This window comes from Rhodovulum sp. P5, from assembly GCF_002079305.1.
Lineage (GTDB): Bacteria > Pseudomonadota > Alphaproteobacteria > Rhodobacterales > Rhodobacteraceae > Rhodovulum.
In genome coordinates this window covers 1,670,709-1,695,948 of the sequence record NZ_CP015039.1, presented here as the reverse complement: position 1 = coordinate 1,695,948, position 25,240 = coordinate 1,670,709, and the positions used below count along the sequence as shown (strand labels likewise).

22 protein-coding genes and 1 riboswitch are annotated in these 25,240 nt (G+C 66.7%); of the genes, 8 read left to right on the top strand and 14 right to left on the bottom strand.

All coding sequences use genetic code 11. The features are described from left to right. Positions 1–360: a glycine cleavage system protein GcvH gene (gene gcvH / locus RGUI_RS08275; protein ID WP_081532614.1), complete on the bottom strand. Its 360-nt coding sequence runs from the start codon at positions 358–360 to the stop codon at positions 1–3. 11 nt (positions 361–371) lie between these two features. Then, a complete protein-coding gene (gene gcvT / locus RGUI_RS08270; RefSeq protein ID WP_081532613.1) occupies positions 372–1,502 on the bottom strand; it encodes a glycine cleavage system aminomethyltransferase GcvT in 1,131 nt (376 codons plus the stop codon). 149 nt (positions 1,503–1,651) lie between these two features. Further along, positions 1,652–1,739: riboswitch (glycine riboswitch) on the bottom strand. A 75-nt stretch (positions 1,740–1,814) separates the two neighbouring features. Here gcvT and RGUI_RS08265 point away from each other — a divergent pair. Further along, positions 1,815–2,384 carry a gamma-glutamylcyclotransferase family protein gene (locus RGUI_RS08265; protein ID WP_081536023.1) on the top strand — a complete coding sequence of 190 codons (570 nt, stop codon included), beginning with the start codon at positions 1,815–1,817 and terminating at the stop codon, positions 2,382–2,384. 42 nt (positions 2,385–2,426) lie between these two features. Here RGUI_RS08265 and RGUI_RS08260 read toward each other — a convergent pair whose 3' ends face one another. From RGUI_RS08260 to RGUI_RS08240, 5 genes are all read right to left on the bottom strand, one after another. Then, complete coding sequence (locus tag RGUI_RS08260) at positions 2,427–2,927, bottom strand: hypothetical protein (RefSeq protein ID WP_081532612.1); 501 nt, start codon at positions 2,925–2,927, stop codon at positions 2,427–2,429. Then, positions 2,924–3,379 (bottom strand): metallophosphoesterase, encoded by a 456-nt coding sequence (locus tag RGUI_RS08255; RefSeq protein ID WP_081532611.1) that lies wholly within the window; start codon positions 3,377–3,379, stop codon positions 2,924–2,926. Before RGUI_RS08255 ends, RGUI_RS08260 begins: the two co-directional genes overlap by 4 nt. Before the next feature lie 103 nt (positions 3,380–3,482). Then, positions 3,483–3,749, bottom strand: coding sequence for a cytochrome c (locus RGUI_RS21155; RefSeq protein WP_156882909.1), 267 nt, complete (start codon positions 3,747–3,749; stop codon positions 3,483–3,485). A gap of 325 nt (positions 3,750–4,074) precedes the next feature. Further along, a complete protein-coding gene (locus RGUI_RS08245) occupies positions 4,075–6,315 on the bottom strand; it encodes a xanthine dehydrogenase family protein molybdopterin-binding subunit (RefSeq protein ID WP_081532609.1) in 2,241 nt (746 codons plus the stop codon). A gap of 4 nt (positions 6,316–6,319) precedes the next feature. Then, positions 6,320–6,778 (bottom strand): (2Fe-2S)-binding protein, encoded by a 459-nt coding sequence (locus tag RGUI_RS08240; RefSeq protein WP_081536022.1) that lies wholly within the window; start codon positions 6,776–6,778, stop codon positions 6,320–6,322. Between the two features lie 170 nt (positions 6,779–6,948). Between RGUI_RS08240 and RGUI_RS08235 the strand changes: the two genes are divergently transcribed. Then, positions 6,949–8,580 (top strand): alpha-D-glucose phosphate-specific phosphoglucomutase, encoded by a 1,632-nt coding sequence (locus tag RGUI_RS08235; protein WP_081532608.1) that lies wholly within the window; start codon positions 6,949–6,951, stop codon positions 8,578–8,580. Between the two features lie 198 nt (positions 8,581–8,778). Here RGUI_RS08235 and truA read toward each other — a convergent pair whose 3' ends face one another. Continuing rightward, positions 8,779–9,570, bottom strand: coding sequence for a tRNA pseudouridine(38-40) synthase TruA (gene truA, locus RGUI_RS08230; RefSeq protein ID WP_081532607.1), 792 nt, complete (start codon positions 9,568–9,570; stop codon positions 8,779–8,781). 108 nt (positions 9,571–9,678) lie between these two features. Here truA and RGUI_RS08225 point away from each other — a divergent pair, with 108 nt between their 5' ends. The 4 genes from RGUI_RS08225 (at position 9,679) to RGUI_RS08210 (ending at position 16,641) form a co-directional block, all read left to right on the top strand. Continuing rightward, positions 9,679–11,109: a YcjX family protein gene (locus RGUI_RS08225; RefSeq protein ID WP_172841215.1), complete on the top strand. Its 1,431-nt coding sequence runs from the start codon at positions 9,679–9,681 to the stop codon at positions 11,107–11,109. After that, complete coding sequence (locus tag RGUI_RS22485) at positions 11,106–12,899, top strand: TIGR01620 family protein (protein WP_371587332.1); 1,794 nt, start codon at positions 11,106–11,108, stop codon at positions 12,897–12,899. The genes RGUI_RS08225 and RGUI_RS22485 overlap by 4 nt, the downstream gene beginning before the upstream one ends. Before the next feature lie 179 nt (positions 12,900–13,078). Then, positions 13,079–15,985 carry an isoleucine--tRNA ligase gene (ileS, locus tag RGUI_RS08215; RefSeq protein ID WP_081532605.1) on the top strand — a complete coding sequence of 969 codons (2,907 nt, stop codon included), beginning with the start codon at positions 13,079–13,081 and terminating at the stop codon, positions 15,983–15,985. Between the two features lie 53 nt (positions 15,986–16,038). Continuing rightward, positions 16,039–16,641 carry a VPLPA-CTERM sorting domain-containing protein gene (locus RGUI_RS08210; RefSeq protein ID WP_081532604.1) on the top strand — a complete coding sequence of 201 codons (603 nt, stop codon included), beginning with the start codon at positions 16,039–16,041 and terminating at the stop codon, positions 16,639–16,641. Positions 16,642–16,720: 79 nt separating this feature from the next. Here the strand turns inward: RGUI_RS08210 and RGUI_RS08205 are convergent, their stop codons facing one another. Continuing rightward, entirely contained in the window at positions 16,721–17,152 is a 432-nt protein-coding gene (locus RGUI_RS08205) for a hypothetical protein (protein WP_156882908.1), read from the bottom strand. Positions 17,153–17,285: 133 nt separating this feature from the next. Between RGUI_RS08205 and RGUI_RS08200 the strand changes: the two genes are divergently transcribed. Next, a complete protein-coding gene (locus tag RGUI_RS08200) occupies positions 17,286–17,549 on the top strand; it encodes a DUF3253 domain-containing protein (protein WP_371587329.1) in 264 nt (87 codons plus the stop codon). 4 nt (positions 17,550–17,553) lie between these two features. Here RGUI_RS08200 and RGUI_RS08195 read toward each other — a convergent pair whose 3' ends face one another. The 3 genes from RGUI_RS08195 to fsa are packed head-to-tail and all read right to left on the bottom strand — an operon-like array spanning position 17,554 to position 19,866. Then, positions 17,554–18,477 carry a tyrosine recombinase XerC gene (locus RGUI_RS08195; RefSeq protein WP_081532602.1) on the bottom strand — a complete coding sequence of 308 codons (924 nt, stop codon included), beginning with the start codon at positions 18,475–18,477 and terminating at the stop codon, positions 17,554–17,556. Beyond that, positions 18,474–19,169, bottom strand: a complete 696-nt coding sequence (locus tag RGUI_RS08190) for a DUF484 family protein (RefSeq protein ID WP_081532601.1) — start codon at positions 19,167–19,169, stop codon at positions 18,474–18,476. The genes RGUI_RS08195 and RGUI_RS08190 overlap by 4 nt, the downstream gene beginning before the upstream one ends. A gap of 43 nt (positions 19,170–19,212) precedes the next feature. Further along, a complete protein-coding gene (gene fsa / locus RGUI_RS08185) occupies positions 19,213–19,866 on the bottom strand; it encodes a fructose-6-phosphate aldolase (protein WP_081532600.1) in 654 nt (217 codons plus the stop codon). A gap of 90 nt (positions 19,867–19,956) precedes the next feature. On the opposite strand from fsa, the gene RGUI_RS08180 reads away from it, so the two are divergent. Next, positions 19,957–22,146: a primosomal protein N' gene (locus tag RGUI_RS08180; protein ID WP_081532599.1), complete on the top strand. Its 2,190-nt coding sequence runs from the start codon at positions 19,957–19,959 to the stop codon at positions 22,144–22,146. A gap of 32 nt (positions 22,147–22,178) precedes the next feature. Here RGUI_RS08180 and RGUI_RS08175 read toward each other — a convergent pair whose 3' ends face one another. Next, positions 22,179–23,606 carry a sigma-54 dependent transcriptional regulator gene (locus RGUI_RS08175; protein WP_081532598.1) on the bottom strand — a complete coding sequence of 476 codons (1,428 nt, stop codon included), beginning with the start codon at positions 23,604–23,606 and terminating at the stop codon, positions 22,179–22,181. After that, positions 23,603–25,132, bottom strand: a complete 1,530-nt coding sequence (locus tag RGUI_RS08170) for an ATP-binding protein (RefSeq protein ID WP_172841112.1) — start codon at positions 25,130–25,132, stop codon at positions 23,603–23,605. The genes RGUI_RS08175 and RGUI_RS08170 overlap by 4 nt, the downstream gene beginning before the upstream one ends. Positions 25,133–25,240 lie beyond the last annotated feature (108 nt).

Here is a 25,240-nt window from a genome sequence, read left to right as displayed (position 1 = left end):
TTACCCGATGAAGCTCTTGTAGGCGGGCTCGTCCATGAGATCGTCGAGAACGGACATGTCCTCGATCTTCATCTTGAAGAACCACGCCTCGCCCAGCGGGTCCTCGTTCACGCGGCCGGGGTTGTCGGGCAGGGTCTCGTTGACCTCCACGATCTCGCCATCGACGGGGGCGAGGATGTCAGAGGCCGCTTTGACGCTTTCGATCACCACGATCTCGTCGTCCTTGGACACGGTCGTGCCCGGTTCGGGCAGTTCCACGAAGACGATATCGCCCAGTTGCTCGGCGGCGTGTTCGGTGATGCCGACGACGACAAGGTCGCCCTCGGCCCGCAGCCATTCATGTTCTTCGGTGAATTTCATCTCGATATCCCTCAACGTTTGTAGGTGGCCGGCCGGAATGGCAGGGCGGTGATCTTTGCGGGCAGGCGCTTGCCGCGGACCTCCCCGTATATCGTCGTGCCGGGGGCGCTCAGGTCAACAGGCACATAGCCCATCGAGACCGGCGCCTCGACCGACGGGCCGAAGGCGCCGGAGGTGACGGCGCCGATGGGCGCCCCGCCGTTTTCATCCGCGAAAAGCGGGGTGCCCGCGCGCATCGGCGCCTTGGTCTGTGGCAACAGCCCGACCCGGCGCCGCGCCGCGCCGTTTTCCAGTTCTGCAAGGATACGCTCCGCCCCCGGAAATCCGCCCGCCCGCGCCCCGCCCGTGCGGCGCACCTTCTGGATCGCCCACGTCAGGTCCGCCTCGACCGGCGTGATCTGGGTGTCGATATCGTTGCCGTAAAGGCAAAGCCCGGCCTCCAGCCGCAGGCTGTCCCGCGCGCCAAGGCCGATGGGCTGCACGGTTTCGTCGTCGAGCAGGGCGCGCGCGAGGGCCGGCCCCTGATCGGCAGCCACCGAGATTTCGAACCCGTCCTCGCCGGTATAGCCGGAGCGCGACACCCAAAGCGGACCGAAAGCCCCCTCGAACGTCGCCACGTCCATGAAGCGCATCGCGTCCACCCCGGGGGCGATGGTTGCAAGGGCGGCCTCGGCCCCCGGACCTTGCAGGGCCAGAAGACACCGGTCGGTGATTTCCTTGACCATGCAGGCGTCGGCCAGATGGGCGCGCAGATGGGCGATGTCGTCGCCCTTGCAGGCGGCATTGACGACGAGGAACAGGTGATCCCCGCGGTTCGCGACCATCAGGTCGTCCAGAATGCCGCCCTCGTCATTGGTGAACAGCGCATAGCGCTGGCGCTCCTCTTGCAGCCCAAGCACATCGACGGGCACCAGCCGTTCCAGCGCGGCGGCGGCATCGGCCACATCGCCCGACAGCGGCCGCAGGATCACCTGCCCCATGTGGCTGACATCGAAGAGGCCCGCCGCGGCGCGGCAATGCAGATGCTCCTTCATCACGCCCAATGAGTACTGCACCGGCATCTCGTAGCCGGCGAAGGGCACCATCTTTGCGCCCAGTTCCAGATGCAGATCGTAAAGCGCGGTGCGGTTCAAATCCGACATGTCGTTCCTTCCACTTGCCGGATCGTCACGCCGCCGGCACCGATTACGGGCGCACACACGGCCGCCCACTCCGATGCCCCCTCTGTCCTTCTGCCTGAGATCGCTATCCCTTCGGCGGACGCCCGCATGCGCCTCTCTCCAGAGTTCCAGTTCCGTCCGCGGTCCTGAGGCCTGAGAGTTTACCGGGGCGGTTGCTCCTTCGGCACCGGCGGGGGCCGGATTCTCCCGGGACGGGTGCCGCGGAAGCTAGATCATGCGTCGCTTTCGGGCAAGGGCTTGCATTCGCAGGTGCAGCACGCATTGTCTGATGCCATGCATGACCCGTTCTTTTTCGGCTACGGTTCGCTGGTGAACCGGGCCACCCACAGCTTCCCCCATGCTTCCCGGGCGCGGATCACCGGATGGCGCCGGGCATGGATGCACACGAAGCTGCGCCAGCGGGCGTTCCTGTCGGCCGTGCCCGCCGAAGGCGAGGTGATCGAGGGGCTGATCGCCGCGGTGCCGGGCCATGACTGGGCGGCGCTGGACGAACGCGAACACGCCTATGACCGGCACGAGGTCAGCCATGCGGTCGAGCATACTGTCGGGCATCCGGTCGACATCCAGATCTATGCGATCCCGGCGTCCCATGCCGAAGCACCGGATATCCGCCACCCGATCCTGCTGAGCTATATCGACGTGGTGGTGCAGGGCTATCTGCGGGAGTTCGGGCCCGAGGGCGCGCGCCGGTTTTTCGACACGACCGATGGTTGGGACGCGCCGATCCTGAACGACCGGGCCCACCCGATCTACAGCCGCCATCAGGTGCTGCGCGGGGACGAGCGTGCCTTTGTCGATGACGCGCTGCGCCGGCGCGACGCGAACCTGATCGAACGGGAGTAAGGGCGGGGCGCCCGATCAGGGGCGCCCCGGACGGTTCGCGGGTTACTCTTTCCACTCGATCGGCTGAACGGCGTTGATCAAGGGGCGCGCGCCAAACGGATAGGACGCGTCGGTATCGACCATCACCTCGACGGCATGCATGTCGGCCGATCCGAAGGTTTCAATGGCCATCACATGGGGGGATTTCGACGGGAAGGGCCGGAACATGCGGAACTTGTGGCTGTCGCCGAACATCAGCAGCACCGGCTTGCCAAAGGCGTTGGCCTCGGCCATCAGCGTCTCGGCGAAGGCCTTGAAGCCGGAATGGCGCAAGTATCCTTCGGAATCCCACGGCAGGGCGAAGTCGAACTCGAACATGTCGGCATGGATCGCCAGAACCAGCGCCTCGGCATCGCCGGCGGCGGCAAAGCTTTCCTTCAGCCAGTCGATATCGGCGGCGTTGCGGGCAAAGAACTCTTCCACCGCCTTGATGTCGCGCGCTTCAAGGTTGTTGTTGGACCCGATCACATGGGTCGTCACGAACATGACGCCCTTGTGCATCATGCGGGTGTTTTCGGGATAGCCCTTGTCAGCCTGGCTTTCGATATCCGCCTTGACGGCCCGAAGCTCTTGCCCGGCTCGGTGTAATAGGTCGTGCGGATGTAGTCCAAACGCTCCAGCGGGTCGAAACCGCCGGCCTTGGGGCGGTGGCAATCGGTCCATTCATTGTCGCCGGGGCTGTAGAGCGTGGGCGCGGTGAAGCTGTTGAGATAGCCCAGTTGCGCATCCAGCATGGCGTTGTCGCACAGGGTCGAGCCGGACTTGGTGTCGCCGATATGCACGACGAGATCGGGGTTGGTCGCGTTGATCTGGTCGATCAGCGCCTCGAAGGGCGGGAAGACCGTTTCGGGCTTGCCGTAGGGCACGTCGCCCAGAAGGACGAAGTTGAACTGCTCGGACATCGCGGCAGTGCCCGCGGCGCAGATCGCAGTGGCGGCAAGAAGTCGTTTAAGCATTGGAGGCTCCGTCGGTTGATCGATGCCGAGACGTCACCGATCCCTGTGAAGCGTGCATGATGTCTGCGTGAAGTTTCGGTGATGGGCGATCCGCATCGCGGGCTCAGCGCAGGCTGGCGAAATAGTCCGCGATTGCGGCTTCATCTTCGTGCGACAGGCGCAGTTTGCGCATTTCCTCGATCTCCCGGCGGGCGGCGCGGATGTCGGCAAGGGTCGCCCAGGCCACGTCGGGCGCGTTGGGGTTGTCCGCGGGCCGGCCATGACAGGCCGAGCAATTCCGCCGGTACAGCGTGGCGCCGGCGTCGTCTGCGGCGACGGCAGGTGGGGTGAGGGTCAGAAGGAGCAGCAAGAGAGCCAGGGCGCGGGTCATCGATCGGGGTTCCAAGGACAGACGTCCCTTGGTCAACGGTCGATGCGACGCGCGCGTGGACGACAGGTGAAGGAATTGTGAAAAGGGGCGCCCGGCAGGCTGATGAAAAGGCATTTGACATGCGCCTACGGTCGAGACCTTTCGGAACATCGTCCCGACGCTGGTCCGGGCGCGGCTCTACTTGCCTTCACCATCGTTTCTCACGAGGAACGGTTTTCGATTGCCACAGTGGGATTTCTGGTTTTTCAGCACCTTGCTAGATGGCGAACCGCCGAATGGCCCTGCACTATCCTGCCGTTTCGTGCGGGGGCGGCGGGGCCGCCCGTCATCCCACGAAATCGACGGCCTTGTTCAGCGGCAATGCCCTGATCCGCCGCCCGGTCGCGGCAAAGATCGCGTTGGCCAGTGCCGGGGCGGCCGGGGGCACGGTCGGTTCTCCGATCCCGCGGATCTGGTCGCCGTTTTCCAGCGCCCGCACGGTGATATCGGGGCATTCGGTGATGCGCAGTGCGGGGTAGGTGTCGAAGTTCTCCTGATCGGGGCGGCCATCTGCATAGGTCAGTTCCGCATGAATGGCATGGCTCAGCCCCCAGATCACGCCGCCCTGCATCTGGTTCTCGATATTGACGGGGTCGAGGACGCGGCCGACCTCTGCCACGGCGAAGACCCGGTCGATGCGGATGCCCCGGTCGGTTGCCGTGACCTCCACCACCTCTGCGCAGGGCACGCCGAAGGACAGGCAATAGGCCAGCCCGCGGCCGCGTCCTGGTTCCAGCGGTGTTCCCCAACCGGACATCTCGCCCACGGTTTCCAGCACCCGCGCGGACAGCGGATGGGTACACAGCCGCAGCCGTTCCGCCAGCGGGTCGGCGCCCGCGGCATGGATCAGTTCGTCCAGCATGCATTCGTGGAGAAACGCGTTGCCCGAGGCGCCGACCGAGCGCCACGAACTGACTGGAACGACAGGCGGCGTGCGATAGCCCGTGACACGATAGTGCGGGATGGCAAAGGGCTGGTCCCACGCCCCTTCGGTGATGGTGCTGTCCGCGCCGCCGGTCGACAGCCCCAGCCGCCCCATCTGCGACGCGCGGACCGAGGGTGCGGCGATGGACAGGTCGAACGCCTGCACCTGTCCATCCGCGACCCGACCGCGCCCGCGGGCGATGGCGGCGGGGCGGGGGAAGTCGTGGGTCATGTCTTCCTCTCGCGCCCAGATCAGCTTGACCGGTGTGCCCTCCATCGCCATGGCCAGTTCCACGACTTGTGCGATGAAGTCATCCTCCAGCCGCCGTCCGAAACTGCCGCCCATGGTCAGTACGGTCAGCGTGATGGCATCCTCGGGCAGGCCGCTGATCCTTGCGGCCTTCTTCAGCGAAAAGCGCGGGATCTGCGTACCGGCGCGGATGTCCAGATGCCCATCCTTCAACCACGCGAACGCGGTCATCGGCTCAAGCGGCGCGTGGGCGAGGAAAGGAACGCGGTATTCGGCCGCGACATCGATTCCGGCGGCAAGGGCCGCCTCCACATCGCCGTCATCCTTCAGCCGGTGGTCCCGCGTCTCCTCGGCGAAGGAGGCGGCGATGGCGTCCCACAGCCCCGCGCTGTCCGCCGGGGCAGGCGCAGCCCCCCAATCGAACGCGATGGCCTTCGCGCCCTCGATGGCGGCCCAGGTGTTGGTGGCGATCACGCCGGCCCCGTCGGTGATGGGAACGACCTTCAGAACACCCGGCGTGCCCTCTGCCGCGCTGGCGTCGAACCCGGTCATGCCGCCCCCGCGGTGCGGATTGGTGCGGACGGAGGCAAAGACCATGCCCGGCGCCGTCTGGTCCAGCCCGTACTGCGCCGTGCCGGTGGACTTCGCCACGATGTCGAGCCGGTCGATCCGTCGGCCCAGATAGCGCCAGTCTGCCTGGTCCTTCAGCGCCACCGCGCGGGGGGGCGTGATCCCGGCGGCCTCTGCCGCAAGGTCGGGATAGGGCAGGCGCGTGCCATCCGGCGCCAGCACGGCCCCGTCTTCCGTGCGCAGCTTGTCTGTGTCGACCCCCAGCCGCTTGGCCGCCGCGGCGACCAGCATCGCCCGCGCCGTGGCCCCGGCCCGCCGCAGCCGATCATAGCTGTCGGGCACGGTCGAGGACCCGCCGGTGATCTGAAGGCCCATGACCTTGCTGATGCCGGTGCCGAAGGTCCGTTTCAGATCGGCTTGCCAGACCTCATCGGTTGCGGCGGCTGCCCCGTTGGCCACCACATAGGCATTGTAATAGGCCGCCGCGGGCGGGCCGGGATCGGTGCGGATATCCGCCCAGGCGATGTCCATCTCCTCGGCCAGCAGCGCGGCCTGCACCGTCATCGCGCCCTGTCCCATCTCGGCGCGCGGCGTGATCAGGGTGACCCCGCTGCCGTCGATCAGGACATAAGGGGTCAGCGCCACCGCATCGCCCGCGGGGTCGGTCGGCAGCGGGTTCTTCGGCGGTTTCCGGTAGGCGTAATAGCCGACAGCGAACCCGCCCGTGACGGTGGCACTGCCGATCAGGAAGGTGCGGCGGGCGATCTTGCCGATGCGGGACATGGGCCTAGCCCTCCTTCAGCTTTTGCGCGGCGCTGCGGACCGCGGTCTTGATCCGCGGATAGGTGCCGCAGCGGCACAGATTGTTCCAAAGCGCGTCGGCGATGGCTGCCTCGTCCGGCTCTGGCACTTCAGCCAGAAGGGCCGCGGCGGTCATGATCTGCCCCGACTGGCAATAGCCGCATTGCGCCACCTGATGTTCGATCCAGGCCGCCTGTACCGGGTGCGGGGCGTCGGGGGTGCCCAAGCCCTCGATCGTGGTGACCGCCCCCCACAGATCGCCCACGGGGATCTGGCAGGATCTCTCGGCCACACCGTCGACATGCACGGTGCAGGCGCCGCATTGCCCGATGCCGCAGCCGTATTTCGCCCCCGTCAGGCCAAGAACATCGCGCAGCACCCACAACAGCGGCGTCGCCGGGGCGATGTCGACCTCGTGTTCGGTGCCGTTTACCGTCAGCTTGATCATCCTGTCCTCCCAGCATCGCGCGGCTGACCCTTTTACGTGGAGGCGCCGGCGATTCCGTCGCTGCAAGTGTACGGCGCGTGGCAATGCGTCCCCACGCCGGTATTCGGGTTGTGGCATCGCGTCGCCCCGCTATGCTGCGCGCGACACGTCAGTGGGGAGCCTGCGCGATGCAGAAGATCACCGTCGAGACCCGGCCCATCGAGGGGCAGAAACCCGGCACATCCGGCCTGCGTAAGAAGACACCGGTCTTCATGGGGCCGCACTACCTTGAAAACTTCGTGCAGGCGATCTGGACAGCCATCGGCGGTGTCGCGGGCAAGACGCTGGTCCTTGGCGGCGACGGACGATATTTCAACGACCGCGCGGCACAGGTGATCCTGCGAATGGCCGCGGCGGGCGGCGCGGCGCGGGTCATCGTGGGGCAGAATGCGCTTCTGTCGACGCCGGCGGCCTCCAACCTGATCCGCAAGCGCAAGACCGATGGCGGCGTGATCATGTCGGCCAGCCACAATCCCGGCGGCCCGGACGAGGATTTCGGGGTCAAGTTCAACACCCCCAATGGCGGCCCGGCACCCGAAGAGGTCACCAACCGCATTTTCGAGGCGACGACGACCATCACCTCTTACGACATTCTCGAAGCGCAGGATGTCGATCTGTCCACCTTGGGCGAGACGACGCTGGGCGACATGGTGGTCGAGGTCGTGGACCCGGTCGCCGACTATGCCGCGCTGATGGAGGCGTTGTTCGACTTCGACGCGATCCGCGCGCTGATCGCGGGCGGTTTCACCCTGCGGTTCGACGCCATGCATGCGGTGACCGGTCCCTATGCCAAGGCCATTCTGGAAGATATCTTGGGCGCGCCCGCGGGCAGCGTGGTCAACGCGGTGCCCAGCCCCGATTTCGGCGGCGGCCACCCCGACCCGAACCCGATCTGGGCGAAACCGCTGGTCGATCTGGTGATGGGGCCCGACGCGCCCGATTTCGCCGCGGCCTCCGATGGCGATGGCGACCGCAACATGATCCTTGGCCGGGGTATCGTGGTCACGCCGTCCGACAGCCTGGCCGTGCTGGCCGCCAATGCGCATCTGGCGCCGGGCTATGCGGACGGGCTGAAGGGCGTGGCGCGGTCGATGCCAACCTCCCGCGCGGTGGACCGGGTGGCGGAAGCCAAGGGCATCGATTGCTATGAGACGCCGACGGGCTGGAAGTTCTTCGGCAATTTGCTGGATGCGGGGCGCGCGACCCTTTGTGGCGAGGAAAGCGCCGGGACGGGGTCGGACCATGTGCGCGAGAAAGACGGGCTGTGGGCGGTGCTGCTCTGGCTGAACATCCTTGCACGGTCGGGCAAGTCCGTCGCCGGGACGCTGAGCGATCATTGGCAGACCTTCGGGCGGAACTACTACACCCGCCACGACTACGAAGCCCTCGACAAGGCGATGGCCGAGGCGATGCTGGACGATCTGCGCGGCCGCCTGCCCGGCCTGCCGGGGCAGGTGATCGCGGGCCGTACCGTCGAAAGCGCCGACGAGTTCGCCTATGACGATCCTGTTGACGGGTCTCACAGCGCGGGGCAGGGCCTGCGCGTGCATTTTCAGGGCGGCGCGCGGGTGGTGTTCCGCCTGTCGGGGACCGGGACGGTGGGCGCCACGCTGCGGGTTTACCTGGAAGACTTCGTCGACGACCCCGCGCGGCTGGAAGCCCCGGTCGAGGAGGTTCTGGCCGATATCATCGCCGCGGCAGACGAGATCGCCGGGATCCGGAACCGGACCGGGCGCGATGCGCCCGATGTGAAGACCTGAACCCTCCCGCCCCCGGGCCGGCGCGGGCCTTGCCCGCTTGTCCGGCGTTGGGCCGGGCGCGGCCTGAGGGCCGCGGGCCTCCGGCGGGGGTATTGGAACCAAGAAGAAGGACGCGGCAGGTCGTCGGCGTACGGGGGGCCTGTTTGGCTGGGTGGACATCGTCGTTGAAGTGACGTGGCGCACGCGGTTTGCGGATGGCTATGCCAAGGTGCCGTCTTGGGCGGCCGCGAAGGGGGCGGTTTCGTAGCCGACCCCGGCCAGATAAAGGCCATCGGGCGGGCAGACCGGCCCGCAGGCGGCGCGGTCGCAGGCGTCCAGCGCGGTTTTCACATCCTGGGGCGCCCACGCGCCTGCGCCGACCCGTTCCAGCGTGCCGACGAAACTGCGCACCTGGTTGTGCAGGAAGCTGCGGGCGCGGACATGGAAGCGGAACTCACGCCCGGAAGGATAGTCGACCTCCTCGATGTCGAGGGCATCCAGCGTCTTCACCGGCGACGCCGCCTGGCAGATCGAGGCGCGGAAGGTTGTGAAGTCATGCTTGCCCAGCAGGTGGCGCGCGGCCTCTTGCATCGGGGGAAGGGCCAGCTCATGCGGTACCCGCCAGACCTTGCCGCGGTCATGCGTCAGGGGCGCACGGCGGCTGACAAGGCGAAAGAGATAGCGCCGTTCGAGCGCTGAAAACCGCGCGTGAAAGTCATCGCCAACCCGGTCGCAGGCGACCACGGCCACGGGGGCGGGTTTGAGATGATAGTTCAACGCCTCCGACAGGCGGAACGGATCCCAGTCCTTCGCCAGATCGCAATGGGCGACTTGCCCCAGCGCATGGACGCCCGCATCGGTGCGCCCCGCCGCCGCGATGGAGGGCACGTCGGGTTCCAGCCGGGTCAGTGCCGCCTCTACCGCGCCCTGCACGGAGGGCTGGTCGGCCTGCCGTTGCCAGCCGGAAAACGGCCCGCCGTCATATTCGATCTTCAGTGCATATCTGGGCATGGCGCCCCCGTTACCGCGACAATCCTTCCTTGGCAATCTGCATGGCAGGGGCTGGCAGAACCCTCAACGCGTGCTTAACTGGCCCCTGAGTCTGCGAGAGGTATGCAATTGCGCATAGGCGACATAGCCGACAGCATGACACGCGGGGTCGAGGGGATTTCGGCCTCTGTGTCCGAGGCATTTTTCGAACCCGTGATCCGGCTGGGCGTGACCGGCCTGTCCCGCGCGGGCAAGACGGTGTTCATCACTTCGCTGGTCGCGAATATCCTTGACCGGGGGCGGATGCCGCAATTGCGGGGCGCGGCCTACGGTGCCATCGCCGCGGCCTATCTGAAGCCGCAGCCCGATAACACGATCCCGCGCTTCGACTATGAAACGCACCTGTCCGCGCTGACGGGCACCGATCCGCATTGGCCGGAGTCGACCCGGTCGGTGTCGGAGTTGCGGTTGTCGCTGAAGGTGCGGCAGGGCGGTCTGGGTGGCATCCTTGGCGCGGTGACGGGGCCGCGGACCCTGCATGTGGACATCGTCGACTATCCCGGCGAATGGCTGCTGGACCTTGCCCTGCTGGACAAGAGTTATGACGAATGGGCCGCCGATGCCTTTGCCCGGATGGAGGAGCGCAGCGGGTCGGAAGGATTCCGCGCGGTGCTGTCGGAAACCGACATCACGGCGGAGCTGTCCGAACCCGTGGCACAGGCGCTGGCAGGGTCGTTCACCGAATATCTGAACGGCGCGCGGGAGGCCGGGTTCTCCGATTGCTCGCCGGGGCGGTTCCTTTTGCCCGGCGATCTGGCGGGATCGCCCGTCCTGACCTTTGCGCCCCTGCCCAAGCCCGATCGGGTGCCGCCGCGTAGCAGCCTGTACCGGGAGATGGAGCGGCGGTATGAGGCCTATAAATCCGAGGTGGTCAAACCGTTCTTCCGCGATCATTTCTCCAAGATCGACCGGCAGGTGGTTCTGGTGGATGCGCTGGGCGCGATCCATGCCGGGCCGCGGGCGGTGGAGGATCTGCGCCGGGCGATGACGGAAATCCTTGGGGCGTTTCGGCCGGGTCGCAATGCCTGGCTGTCTTCGCTTCTGGTCGGCAAGCGGGTGGAGCGGATCCTGTTCGCCGCGACCAAGGCCGATCACCTGCACCACACCCAGCACGCGCGGCTGACCGCGATCATGCAGGCGTTGATGCGCGATGCGCGCCGCCGGGCGGATTTCGCCGGGGCAGAGACCGCGGCGATGGCTATCGCCTCGCTCCGCGCCACGGTGGAGGAAGAGCGCCAGCATCAGGGAGAGACGCTGCATTGCGTGCGCGGGCGGCTGTTGTCGACCGGGCGGCAGGCGGCGCTCTATCCCGGGGAACTTCCCGAGGATCCGGCGGTCTTGCTGGAACCGGCGCGGGGGGGCGCAGACCACTGGCTGGAGGCCGATTACAACATCATGAACTTCGCCCCGGCCCGGCTGACGCTGAAGCCCGGCGATGGGCCGCCGCATATCCGGCTGGACAAGGCCGCCGACTTCCTGATCGGGGATCGCCTGACATGATCCGCCGTCCGGTTCTGTTCGACCTTGGGGGAGAGGACGAGACCGGGGATCAGCCGGCCGAGGCAGGCCCGGCGGCGGAAGAGAGGACACCGTCAGAGCGCGAGCAGGCGGAACGGGACGAGGCGGAACGCGTTCAGGCCGAACGGGACCGCGCGGCGCGTGAAAAAGCCGATCGGGACCGGGCGGAACGGGAGCGCGCCGAACAGGAGCGTTTGGCGCGAGAGCAAGCCGAACGCGAGCGGGTAGAGCGCGAGAGAGCTGAACAGGAACGCCTCGCGCGAGAGAGGGCCGAGCGGGAACGGGCGGCCCGTGAGAAGGACGAACAGGACCGCTTGGCGCGCGAGAAGGCCGAACGGGCGCGTCTGGAGCGCGAGCGTGCGGAACAGGAGCGCGCGGCCCGTGAGAAAGCCGAGCAGGATCGGTTGGCGCGCGAAAGGGCGGAGCGCGAACGGGTGGAACGCGAGCGCGCCGAACAGGAAAGTCTGGCGCGCGAGAAGGCCGAACGAGAGCGTCTGGAACGTGAGCGTGCGGAACAGGAGCGTGCGGCGCGTGAGAAGGCCGAGCGCGCGCGGTTGGAACGCGAGAGAGCCGACCGGGAACGGGTGGCGCGTGAGAAGGCCGAACAGGAACGCTTGGCGCGCGAAACGGCTGAGCGGGAGCGCGCAGAGCGTGAGAATGCAGAGCGAGAGCGGATGAATCGCGAGAAAGAGGAACGGGAGCGGATGGCGCGTGGCCCGGCGATGTCATCGCCGCCGCAGGCAGATCCCGTGCGCCGGACGGCCCGCGCGCCGGTGCTGTTCGACACCGAAGCGGCGCCTGAAAAACCCCTGACCCCGGCCACGGCCCCGCCTGTGCCCGACCTTGAAACCGGGGAAATCCCCCGGCCCGAGGGGCGCGCGATGCAGACCGTGATGGCCCTTGCCGCCCGCCGCCCGTCGCGGCTTGCGAAGTTCTTCTGGTCGTCCCTCAGCGCGCTTTTGGGGTTCATCCTGTCCGTCGCGATCTGGGATTTCGTGACCTCGCTGCTGGACCGAAGTTCGATCATCGGCACGGTCGCGCTGGCGCTTGTGGCGATGGTCGGGGCGGCGCTTCTTCTGGTCGTTTTGAAAGAACTGGCCGCGTTCGGGCGCCTGCGCCGGCTGGATACGCTGCACAAGGAGGCGGACGCGGCCATCGCCTCCCACGATCTGGCCAAGGCGCGCACGGTGCTGGATCACCTGCTGGCTTTCTACGGCAAGCGCGACGATACCCGTTGGGGTCGGCAGAACCTGACCGACCGTCGGGATGAGGTGCTGGACGCCGATGCCCTGCTGGCCCTGACCGAACGCGAATTGCTGACCCCGCTGGACACCGCCGCCACCCGCGAGATCGAGAGCGCGGCCCGCTCCGTTGCCACCATCACCGCGCTGGTCCCGATCACGCTGGCCGACCTTCTGGTCGCGCTGACCGCGAACCTGCGGATGATCCGCCGGATCGCGGAAATCTATGGCGGGCGCGGCGGGGTGCTGGGCAGCATCCGTCTTGCCCGATCCGTGCTGACCCATCTGGTCGCCACCGGCGTGGTGGCCGTGGGTGACGACATGATCGGCTCGATCGCCGGGGGCGGCGTGGTGGCCCGTGTTTCCCGCCGCTTTGGTGAGGGCGTGGTCAACGGCGCGCTGACAACCCGCGTCGGTATCGCCGCGATGGAGGTCTGTCGCCCGCTGCCCTTCCGCGAGCTCAAGCGCCCCTCGGTCAGCGCGGTGCTGAAACGTGCGCTTGCGGGCGTCTTCCGCAAGGCCGAGGACTGACGCCTTTACCAAGCCGGCTGCGCGCCCTATAAGCCCGACCATGCCGTATCTTCGTGCCTTCATCGCCCGAATTACCGGCCCGGCGCTCCAAGCCTGAGCCGCCGGGAAAAGGCGCTTGACCCTTCGCGCCGCCGCTTTCAAGACATCGTCCAATTCCGTTTGCCCAAGGACCCCGTCCCATGTGCGCCGACATGCCCGACTACAAAGACACGCTGAACCTGCCCGAAACCGATTTCCCGATGCGCGCGGGCCTGCCCAAGCGCGAACCCGCCTGGCTGGCGCGGTGGGAAGAGATCGGCGTCTATGACCGCCTGCGCGAAAAAGAGGGCCGGGCGCCCTTCACCCTGCATGACGGCCCGCCCTATGCGAACGGGCACCTGCATATCGGGCACGCGCTGAACAAGATCCTGAAGGACTTCATCGTGCGCAGCCAGCAGATGATGGGCAAGGATGCGCGCTATGTCCCCGGCTGGGACTGTCACGGCCTGCCGATCGAGTGGAAGATCGAGGAACAGTACCGCGCCAAGGGGCTGGACAAGGACAAGGTCGATGTCGTCGATTTCCGGCAGGAATGCCGCCGGTTTGCCGAGGGCTGGATCGACATCCAGCGCAGTGAGTTCAAGCGGCTGGGCATCACCGGCAACTGGGCCGATCCGTATCTCACGATGGACTACCATGCCGAGGCGGTGATCGCCGAGGAATTCATGAAGTTCCTGATGAACGGCACGCTCTATCAGGGGTCGAAACCCGTGATGTGGTCGCCGGTGGAAAAGACCGCGCTGGCCGAGGCCGAGGTCGAATATCACGACCATCAAAGCCACACGATCTGGGTGAAGTTTCCCATCGTGGAGGGGGCGAGCAAACAGCTTGAGGGTGCCAAGGTGGTGATCTGGACCACCACCCCCTGGACCATCCCGCAGAACCGCGCGGTCTGCTTCGGGCCCGACATCGCCTATGGCCTCTATGAGGTCACCGGCCGGCCAGAGGAATGCTGGGCGCGGATCGGCGATCGCTATATCCTGGCCGACGCCTTGGCGGCCGATGTGCTGGGCAGTGCGCGGTTGGAGGACAGCATGTATCGCCGTCTGGGCGATGTGTCGGCCGACGAACTGGCCGCGCTGACCTGTGCGCACCCGTTCCGTGGCGCCGAGGGCGGTGAAGGCGAATGGGACTTCGACGTGCCGATGCTGCCGGGCGACCATGTCACCGACGACGCGGGTACCGGGTTCGTGCATACCGCGCCCAGCCACGGCGATGACGACTACCAGATCGGTCTGAAATTCGGTCTGCCGATGACCTATAACGTGCTGGAGGACGGCTCCTACCGCCCTGACCTGCCGCTTTTCGGCGGGGCGGTCATCACCAAGCCGAACGGCAAGGAAGGCGACGCCAACCGCCGCGTCATCGACAAGCTGATCGAGGTGGGCGCGCTGATCGCCCGCGGGCGGCTGAAACACAGCTATCCCCATAGCTGGCGGTCCAAGGCACCGCTGATCTATCGCAACACGCCGCAATGGTTCGCCGCCATCGACAAGGAACTGGACGATGGCATGGACACCTACGGCGCGACGATCCGCCAACGGGCCCTGACCAGCATCGACCAGTTGGTGAAATGGACGCCGCAGACCGGGCGCAACCGCCTTTACTCGATGATCGAGGCGCGGCCGGACTGGGTTCTGTCCCGTCAACGCGCCTGGGGCGTGCCGCTGACCTGCTTCGTCAAGAAGGGCGCGAAGCCTGACGACGCGGACTTTCTGTTGCGCGATCCCGCCGTCAATGCCCGCATCGCCGCGGCTTTCGAGGAAGAGGGGGCGGATGCCTGGTACAACCCCGGCGCCAAGGAGCGCTTCCTCGGCAACGATCACAACGCTGACGCGTATGAGCAGATCTTCGACGTGCTGGATGTGTGGTTCGATTCCGGTTCCACCCACGCCTTCGTGCTGCGCGACCGCCCGGACGGGTCAGAGGACGGCATTGCCGATCTGTATCTGGAGGGCACCGACCAGCACCGCGGCTGGTTCCATTCCTCGATGCTGCAGGCCTGCGGCACCATCGGCCGGGCCCCCTATCGCGGCGTGCTGACCCATGGTTTCACGCTGGACGAGAAGGGCAACAAGATGTCCAAATCGCTTGGCAATACCGTGGCGCCCGAGGATGTGACGAAACAATACGGCGCCGATATCCTGCGGCTTTGGGTGGCGCAGTCGGACTATACCGCAGACCTGCGCATTGGCCCGGAGATCCTGAAAGGGGTGGCCGACAGCTATCGCCGGTTGCGCAACACGATGCGGTTCATGCTGGGCAACCTGACCGGGTTCTCCGACGCCGAAAAGGTCGACCCCGCGGACATGCCAGAACTGGAACGCTGGGTCCTGCATCGGCTGGCCGAACTGGACGAAACCGTGCGCACGGGGTTCAACGACTACGACTTCCAAGGTGTGTTCCAGGCGCTCTTCAACTTCTGCACCGTGGACCTGTCGTCGTTCTACTTCGACATCCGCAAGGACGCGCTTTACTGCGACGCGGATGACAGCCTGCGCCGCCGGTCCGCGCGCACGGTGCTGGATATCCTGTTCCACCGGCTGACGACATGGCTGGCGCCGATCCTCGTCTTCACGATGGAGGAGGTCTGGCTGGAACGCTTCCCAGGCGAGGCAAGCTCTGTCCATCTGACCGACATTCCCGAAACCCCGGCGGCATGGCGCGATGATGCGCTGGCGGCGAAATGGGCCGATGTCCGTCAGGTGCGCCGCGTGGTGACCGCCGCGCTGGAGATCCAGCGCCGGGACAAGGTGATCGGGGCGAGTTTGGAGGCCGCGCCGGTTGTTCATTTACGGGACGAGGACGTGCTGAAAGCTCTGAAATCGGTCGACTTCGAGGATATCTGCATCACCTCCGACATCCAGTTGACCACCGACCCCCGCCCGCAAGAGGCCTTCCGCCTTCCGGAAATCGACGGCGTCGGCGTGGTCTTCGAACGGGCCGAGGGCGAGAAATGCCAGCGCTGCTGGAAGATCCTGCCCGATGTCGGCCGCCATGCCCATCCGGCAACCTGCGGACGGTGCAACGACGCGCTGGGAAAATAGGCCCGACTCTGTTAACCTCCTTCGGCATTACTTTGATTTCGAAGGGGGTTACTTTGTCCAAACATATCTTCATGGCGGCTATCGCCACGGCGTGGTTTGGCGCGCAAGCAGGTGCCACGCCTGTCACCGCCCTTGGTGACTTCACGCCAACAGCACCCGTTGTCACGTTCGAGGATGTGGCCGACGGAACCACCGGCCCGCTGACCTTCGGGCCGCTGACCGTGTCGTCCTCGCCAAACCAGACGGTTGGCACACGCGGATACACCCAGTATGCCGGAATTTACGAAGGTAAGTCCTACGGGTTCGGCGTGGTGACGTTCTATCTGGATTTCGCCGTCGACATGGCGGCGGTCGGTCTGGGGCTGTTCGACCCGAACTACGCGAACACGCGCGTGATGGCCTATGATCGAAGCGGAACGCTGATTGAGACGGTCTATCCCGACAAAGGGCCGACGGGCGGTGTGTTCTCGACCTATACCGGGGTGATGCGCGCCGAGGGCGACATTGCCCGCTTGGTGGTCACACCGCAGGCGGGCGATCTGCTTGCGATCGACAATATCGGCTGGGCGACTGCCGCGCCGGCGGTGCCGCTGCCCTCTGCCGCGTTGCTGCTGTTGGGCGGTTTCGGGGCGTTGGGCGCGCTGCGCCGCCGCTAACCCTCGTCTGAGGGCGAGACTGCGGCGCAGCGGCGATGGTGAATGGCGAAACGGGCCGGTCATCCCGGCCCGTCGTCGATCAGGCTGCGTTTTCCGTCAGGGCCTGCTGCATCGCGGTGTAGAGCGCTTCGGCATAGTCGGAGGCCTGCTGCGTCGTGCTGCCGACCTGTCCGCTGGCATCGGCCATCATCCCCTGCACGATGGATTCCGCCTGCGACGGCGGCGGAGGGGGCGGCGGTGGCGTTTCGTCGTCGGTTTCCGTGCTGTCGGGGACGGCTTCGAACAGGCTCAGCAGCACGCCTTCGGAACTGCTGGAGTCGCTTTCCGTGGTGCCGAGTTCAAGAGAACTCTCTGTCTCTTCGCTTTCTTCGGTCTCTTCGGTTTCGAATAGGGAAAGGAGCCTGTCTTCGGTTTCCTCGGCGCCATTGGCCTTTTCTGGCGGCGGCGGAGGGGGTGGCGGCGGGGCCGACCGGGCGGTGCCGAGGGGGCTCGCGGTGGTTTGCGTGCTCATCGAGATATTCATAGGGGTTCCTTCTGGACTGATCAGCTTGCAGGACCGGCACGATCCTGCAAATCGCGAGGTTCAGCGAAACATGCAAACCGGATGTGAATATGGCCACGACGTGGCGTTTGAAGACGATTGAGTGGAAACGGAGGCCCGACAGCCCAGCGATGACGTGATCCGGGGCGAGATGATGGCGCTTGCCCACCGCCGCGGTCCGTCCGCGACCGTCTGCCCATCAGAGGTCGCCCGTGCGCTGTCGCCCGACTGGCGCCCCCTGTTGCCGCGACTCCGCCAGGTGGCGGCGAAACTAAAGGCGGAGGGCAGGCTTCGGGCCTACCAGCGCGGGACCCCTGTGGATCCCTTGGCGGCCAGGGGACCGATCCGGCTTGGCCTTGGGCCGTGACCTCTCACGCCTTGGGATGGGCGGCGGCGTAGACCTCCATCAACCGGGCGGTGTCGACACTCGTATAGGCCTGTGTCGTCGACAGCGAGGCGTGGCCCAAGAGTTCCTGAATCGCGCGCAGGTCGCCACCTGCACTCAGCAGATGCGTTGCGAAACTGTGGCGCAGCGCATGGGGCGTGGCCGAGGCCGGCAGGCCCAGCCGGGCGCGGGTCAACTCCATCGCGCGGGCGACCTGCCGCCCGTTCAGTGCCCCGCCGCGGACGCCGCGAAACAGCGGTCCGTCGGGGCCAAGATCATGGGGACAGGCCCGGACATAGGCGTCGACCGCGGCCCGCGCTGCGGGCAGAACGGGCACGATCCGCTCCTTTCCGCCCTTGCCGCGAATGCGCAGGGTCTCGGGCAGGGGGGCATCGCGGCCCGTCAGGCCAAGCGCCTCGGAAATCCGTAGCCCGCAGCCATAAAGCAGCGTGACCACCGCGGTGTCGCGGGTGGCCACCCAGGCCTCGCGCGCGCCTTCGCCCACATCGGTCAGGACGGCGCGCGCCGCATCCTCCGGCAGGGGGCGGGGCAGCTTGCGCTGGAATTTTGGCGCGCGGGCGGACAGGACGGCGGTGGGTTCGAACCCCTCCCGCCGGCCGAGCCAGCGGAAAAATCCCTTCACCGCCGACAGGGCGCGCGCCAGCGACCGGGCGCTCAGCCCCCGACCGCGCTCATGCGCCATCCATGCGCGCAGGTCGCGCAACTCTATACCCGCCAGCCGGGTTGGGCCTGCCGCGGCCCCGTCATATTCGGCCAGGAAGGCCAGAAAGCCGGTCACGTCCGCGGCGTAGGCCTTGATCGTGTTTTCCGACGCGGCGTTTAGCGCCCGTTCCTCGGCCAGCCATTGTTCCAGCGCATCGCGGGCCGCGGGGCTGAGCGCCAGGCTCACGCCACGAAACGGTGCAGCACGCGTTCGACCACACCGCCGAAGAAGGTCAGCAGATCGGTGCCCTGATTGGGCGCGAACTGCATCGGATCGGCAGAGCCGAGCGCGAGAAGGCCCGCCGTGCCATCGCGGCCCACCGACATCCGGATCAGCGCCTCTGACCGGACGGCGCGCGCGGCGGTGTCGTACAGTGTACCGGGCCCGGGCGTCGTTTCCCGCAGGATCACCGTGCGGCCGGGGCGTTCGGGGCCGATATAGGCATCGCAAAAGCCCGCCGGGGCAAGCTCCAGCACCGGGCCAAGCGCGCGGGCGTTCGCCGCATCCTCTCCGGCCTCAAGCACGATGCGCAGTGCCTCCACCCGCAGGATCGGCGCGACCTCGTCGGCAAGGCAGGTCAGGAACGATGGAAGATCCACAGGTTCCAGAAGCCGCAGCACCGCGCGCTGGATCTGGCCGGTGCCGGCGATGTTTTCATAGGCCGCGGCGATGACGGACCGGTGGGTTTCCTCCAGCCGGTCCAGCCGGGTTTCCAGCCGTTCCATCGCGATGCCGCGCATGTCGACGATGTTGCCGCCCATCTTGCGCTCATTGGCTGCGACCAGGGCGCGCATCAGGTCGGGGTCATCCAGAATGACGGTGGGTTCCGCGATGATCTTCGCGCGAAGATCATCCGCGATTGCGGGGGTGCTGCTCATGTCTGCCTCGTTTTTCGGCCGTTTTCACGAGCTTACACCAGACCTACAGGATTTTCTGCCCCGTTTTTTCCCAATCGGCCATGAATGTGGCAAGACCCTTGTCGGTCAGCGGGTGTTCGGCCATCTTTTTCAGCACTGCGGGCGGGGCGGTGGCGACATCGGCGCCGATCTTCGCGGCCTCGGTGATATGGTTGACCGAGCGGATCGAGGCGGCCAGTATCTCGGTCTCGAACCCGTAATTGTCATAGATCGTGCGGATGTCGGCGATAAGGTCCATCCCGTCGAGGTTGATGTCGTCGAGCCGCCCGATGAAGGGCGAGATGAAGCTTGCCCCGGCCTTGGCGGCCAGAAGCGCCTGCGCGGCGGAGAAACACAGCGTGACATTGACCATGCGGCCTTCGCCCGACAGCACCTTGCAGGCCTTCAGCCCGTCCCAGGTCAAGGGCACCTTGATCGCGATGTTCGGTGCGATCTCGGCCAGCTTCCGGCCCTCATCGATCATCGCCGGGGCCTTTGTCGCCACGACCTCGGCCGAGACGGGGCCATCCACGATGCCGCAGATTTCCCTGGTCACCTCAAGGATGTCGCGCCCCGATTTCAGGATCAGCGAGGGGTTGGTGGTGACCCCGTCGGCCATGCCCAGCTCTGCCAGTTCACGGATGGCCTCCACATCGGCGGTATCGACGAAGAACTTCATTGCACGGGTCCTTTGCTTGGCTGCGACATGTCGCGCCGGTGATAGCCGAAGCTGCGCTGCGGCGAAAGCCCGGTTTGCGGGGGCGACGGGGTGAGCGGGCCGTTTGCCGAAGGCGACCGGGTGGGCGTGCTGACAACGCAACCCCTGGGCAAGCCGCTTGACTATCTCGCGCCCGCGGGCGGCTGCGGCATCGGCGATTTCGTCGAGGTGCCGTTGGGCCCGCGGCGCGTGGTCGGCGTGGTCTGGGGGCCGGGGGAGGGCGACTTTGACGCAGCGAAACTGCGGGCGGTGGCGCGGGTGCTGGATGCCGCCCCGATGCGGGAGGAGATGCGCCAGTTCCTGACCCGCGCGGCGGACTATACCCTGACGCCGCTGCCGGCGATGCTGCGGCTGGCCACGCGCGCGCCAGGGCTGGGCGATCCCCCGTCGATGCAGAAGATCTATCGCCGGGGGACGGGGGCGCCGGACCGGATGACGCCCGCCCGCGCCCGCGTTCTGGACGTGCTGGAAAGCTACGGTGGATTGGCCTTCACGCTGGGCGAGGTGTCTGCACAGGCGGGGGTGTCGACCTCGGTGATCAAGGGGCTCTTGCCCTCGGGCGCCGTGCTGGAAGAGGACATGCCGCGCGACCGGCCCTATCCCCGGCTGGACCCCGCACGACCGGGTAAGGCCCTGTCGCCAGATCAGGCCGCCGCGGCCGACCGTCTGCGTGCCGCGGTGACGGCGGGCGACTACGGCACCACGCTGCTGAAAGGCGTCACCGGGTCGGGCAAGACCGAGGTCTATCTGGAGGCGGTCGCGGCCTGTCTGTCCAAAGGACGGCAGGCGCTGGTGCTGTTGCCCGAAATCGCCCTGACGGCGGAGTTCCTGTCGCGCGTCGAGGGGCGTTTCGGCGCCCGCCCGGCCGAATGGCATTCCGGTGTGACCATGGCCGAACGCCGCCGCTTGTGGCGCATGGTCGGGCAGGGGGCGGCGCAACTGGTGGTGGGCGCGCGGTCCGCCCTGTTCCTGCCGTTCCGCGATCTGGGGCTGATCGTGGTGGATGAGGAACATGACAGTTCCTACAAGCAGGAAGACGGGGTGCTTTACAACGCGCGTGACATGGCCGTCTTGCGGGCCTCTTTATGCTCCGCGCAGGTGGTGTTGGCCTCGGCCACGCCAAGCCTTGAAAGCTGGGCCAATGCCGAGGCGGGGAAATATGCGCGCCTTGATCTCTCCGCACGCTTCGGGGCGGCCGAATTGCCGCGAATGGACACCATCGACATGCGGGCAGAGGATGTGCCCGCGGGGCGCTGGATCTCACCCAGCCTGCGCGCGGCGGTGGCTGACAGGCTGGGCGCCGGGCGGCAGTCGCTGTTGTTTCTCAACCGCCGGGGCTATGCGCCCGTCACCGTCTGCCGGGCCTGCGGGCAGATGATCGGTTGCGACCATTGCGATGCGCGGATGGTCGAGCACCGGTTCCAGAAACGGCTGGTCTGCCATCAATGCGGGGAAAGCAAACCCATCCCCGAGGCCTGCCCCTCCTGCAAGGTGGAGGGCAAACTGGCGCCCGTGGGGCCCGGGGTGGAACGGCTGGCCGAAGAGGCGGCGGAGCTGTTTCCGGAGGCCCGGATCGCGGTTTTGTCCTCGGATCTTTTCGCGTCGGCTCGGGAGTTGAAGGCGCAGATCGAGGCCATCGCAGGCGGCGCGGCCGACATCGTCATCGGTACCCAACTGGTGGCCAAGGGACACAACTTCCCGCTGCTGACGCTGGTCGGCGTGATCGATGCCGATCTGGGCCTGCAAGGGTCCGACCTGCGGGCGGCGGAACGGACGTTCCAGTTGATGCGGCAGGTTGCGGGCCGCGCAGGTCGGGGCGAGGAAAAGGGGCTGGCGCTCATGCAGACCTACCAGCCCGAGCACCCGGTGATCCGCGCCATTCTGACCGGTGACGAGGAAGGATTCTGGCGGGCCGAGGCGGCCGAGCGCCGCGCCGCCGGTGTGCCGCCCTATGGCCGGATGGCCGGCATCATCATCTCAGCGCCAGAGGCAAAGGCCGCTTTCGATCTGGGCAACCGTCTGGCCCGGAATGACGGCCCCTTGCGCAGTATCGGGGCACAGGTTTTCGGGCCCGCCCCGGCGCCCATCGCCCGCATTCGCGGCCGCCATCGGGTGCGCCTGTTGATCAAGGCGGGCAAGGGGACGCCGCTGCAGGCAGCGATCCGGGCGTGGCTGGCCCCGGTCAAACTGCCCTCGAACCTTCGGCTGACGGTGGATATCGACCCGCAAAGTTTCTTCTGACGGCGTTCTTCCACCACCGCCTGACGCAAGCCTCAGATATCCTTGCGGCCCCAGGCCTCCCGCTTGCGATAAAGCGTCGAGGGAGAGACGTTGAGGATCTTGGCTGCCCGGGGCAGCGATCCACCGACGCTGTCGATGGTCTTCTCGATCACGATCTGCTCGATCTCGGCAAGCGACCGCCCCAGAAGATCGTCGACGAAGAGTGCCTCGGCCGCGTCTTCCCTGACGGGGGGAAGCGTCTCAGGCGGCGGGATGACAGGGGCTTCGGGGCGCGCGACCGAGGTTTCTTCGCGCAGGGCCGGGGGCAACATGTCCAGCGTTACCTGTGGGCCTTCGTTCAGCACCACGGCCTGACGCAACACGTTCAGAAGCTGGCGCACATTGCCGGGCCAGGGCAACCGGCGGAACAATTCCTCCACCTCGGGGGTGAGCCCGATGAAAGACCGGCCTTCCTCGGCGGACAGGCGTTCAAGCGCCGCATTCGTGATCTCGATCACGTCGCCGCCGCGTTCGCGCAGCGGGGGCAGGTGAATCGGGACCACATGAAGGCGGTAGTAGAGGTCCTGCCGAAACCGGTTGGCGCGGACTTCCTCCAGCGGGTCACGATTGGTCGCGCAGACGATGCGCACGTTCACCTTGCGCGGGTGGGAGGCGCCGATGGGCTGGATGCTGGAGGTCTGCAGGAAGCGCAGCAATTTGGTCTGCAGGCCAAGGTCCATCTCGCAGACCTCATCCAGAAACAGCGTCCCGCCATCGGCGACAGCGGCGGCGCCGGGCTTGTCGGACAGGGCGCCCGTGAACGACCCCTTCAGATGGCCGAAGACTTCCGATTCCAGCAGATCCCGCGGGATCGCGGCGCAGTTGAGGGGAACGAACGGCCCTTCCGCGCGGGTCGAGGCATCGTGGACGGCCTGCGCGCAAAGCTCCTTCCCCGTGCCGCTTTCCCCGGTGATGAACACCGTGGCCATGGAGCGCGCAACGGAGGTGATGCGGTCGTAGACCTCGCTCATCTGTGTGGAACTGCCGACGAAATCGCCGTGGCCGATCGCACGGGCGACGGTGCCCTGCGGTTCCGGGGTCGTTGCCGGCGACGTCGTCCCCTCTGCCAACGCGGTTTCCACCGCGTGCAGGAAACGTTGTTCGTTGAACGGCTTGAGCAGGAATTCGTAGGCCCCGGCCCGCATCGCCTCGACCGCGCGGTTGATCGAGCCGTTGGCGGTAATCACGATGATCCGCGTGTCGGGCCGTTCTTCCAGCATTTCCTGTAGCAGGACCTGACCGGGACGGTCCGGCAGCATCAGGTCCAGCAGCACAACCTCGGGGTCAAGCTCGTGGAAAGCGGCCAGTCCCTCTTCCGCGGTGCCGGTAGAGACAACCTCATGTCCTGCCCCCCGCAGAACCGACTCGTAGACCATCTGAAGCGACGGCGTATCCTCGATCAGCAGGAGCGGGGTCGTCATGAGGCAAGCTCGCCATAACGGCTGGCGGCCTCGGCGCTCAGCGCGTCGCACAGGACGCCGATCTGGCGCATGACCGGTGGGCAGAGGCTGATATAGTCCACCGGCATCTGCCGGCGTGCCGCCCCGTTCAGTTGTTCGGCCCGGGCCAGGAGCGATTCATTCCCGATGGCACCGGCAAGGGAAATCAGAACATGGGTCCGGGCGCGGATCATGGCCGTATCGCCCTTGGTGCATCCCTCTTCCAGCCCCTTGCGAACCGTGTGGAAATCTTCCCGCATCCGGGTCAGAAGTTCCAGCCCGCGATCTGGCCCCGCAAGCGCCAGCAACCGGTCAAGGTGAACCCGGTCGAACGGGGCATCCTCCCGCACGCGGGGGCCGCAGCCACGGCAGACCCGCTTGCTCAGAACACGGCTGATCGCTTCGCCGAAGGCCTCAAGGCTCATGATCGGTTTCGCAAGGATCCCGTCCGCACCGGCGGCATAGATCTGGTCACGGTTCGCCGACAGCACGAAGGCGGTGACCGCCAGCACGGGGATCGAGTTGCAGGGCCCTTGCCCGGTGCGCAGGCGTCGGATCACATCGATGCCCGACAGGCGCGGCATTTCGATGTCGATCAGCGCAAGCCCGTATTGGCCTGTCTCAAGCGCTTCTGCCGCGGCCTGCCCGTCCGATACCAGCGTGCAGTCCGCGCCCAGCGTCTCCAGCATCTGCCGAATCAGAAGCTGGTTGGTTTCGTTGTCCTCGGCCAGCAGCACCGGGCAACCGGACAGATCGGGCAGGTCGTCGAACCGGCCGGGGGCTTCCACGCCCGGAGCCCAGGCCGTTCGCGGCAGTACGAGAGAGACCTTGGCCCCTCCGCCCCGCACGTTTTCAACCTGCAACTGCCCGCGAATCCGCTGTGACAACTCCCGCACGATATGCAGCCCCAGCCCTGTACCGGGGATGCTGTTGTCGGCGGGCCGCCCTGCGAATTCAAAGAGCTGGGAAATCGCCGCGTCCGAGAAGCCGGGGCCGGTGTCGATCACATGCAGGCAAAGTGCCTCTTTCGGGCCCATGTGAACCCGCAGGGTGACCGTGCCCGCGCCGCTGTATTTCACCGCGTTGCTGATCAGGTTCGACAGGATTCGCTCAAGCGCCGCCGCGTCTGTTCCGATCGTGCCCGGCAGATCCTCCCCCAGTTCCAGCCGGAAGCCGAGGCCCCGTTCCTCTGCATGGGCCTGCCACCGCGCCGATATGCGCGACAGGAACGGGCCGAGCCGGGAGTGATGGGCGGGCGCGCCGCGCTTCTCGGTCTCTCCGGTCACAAGCGCCAGCGTTTCGTCGGTCAGGCGGGCCAGTTGTTCGGCCGCGCTTTCCACCCGCTGCAGCTGCCGCCGGGAATCGGGGTCGAGGGACGACAGGTCCGATAGCGCCAGACCGCCCAGGATGTCGGAGATCGCCGCGCGCATGTCATGGCCCAGCATCGCCGCGCGCTTGCGCCGCGATTTGTGGGAAGCAGAGCCTGTCGCGTCGTCTGGGAAAGGCACGTGCCTTGCCTCGCTAACCGTCGTCCTTACGTGTCGGACAGTCCATTTGTACCCGCAAGAGTTGCGTAGACACACTTCTACGCGTGTTCGCGCACAACTCAAACCTGT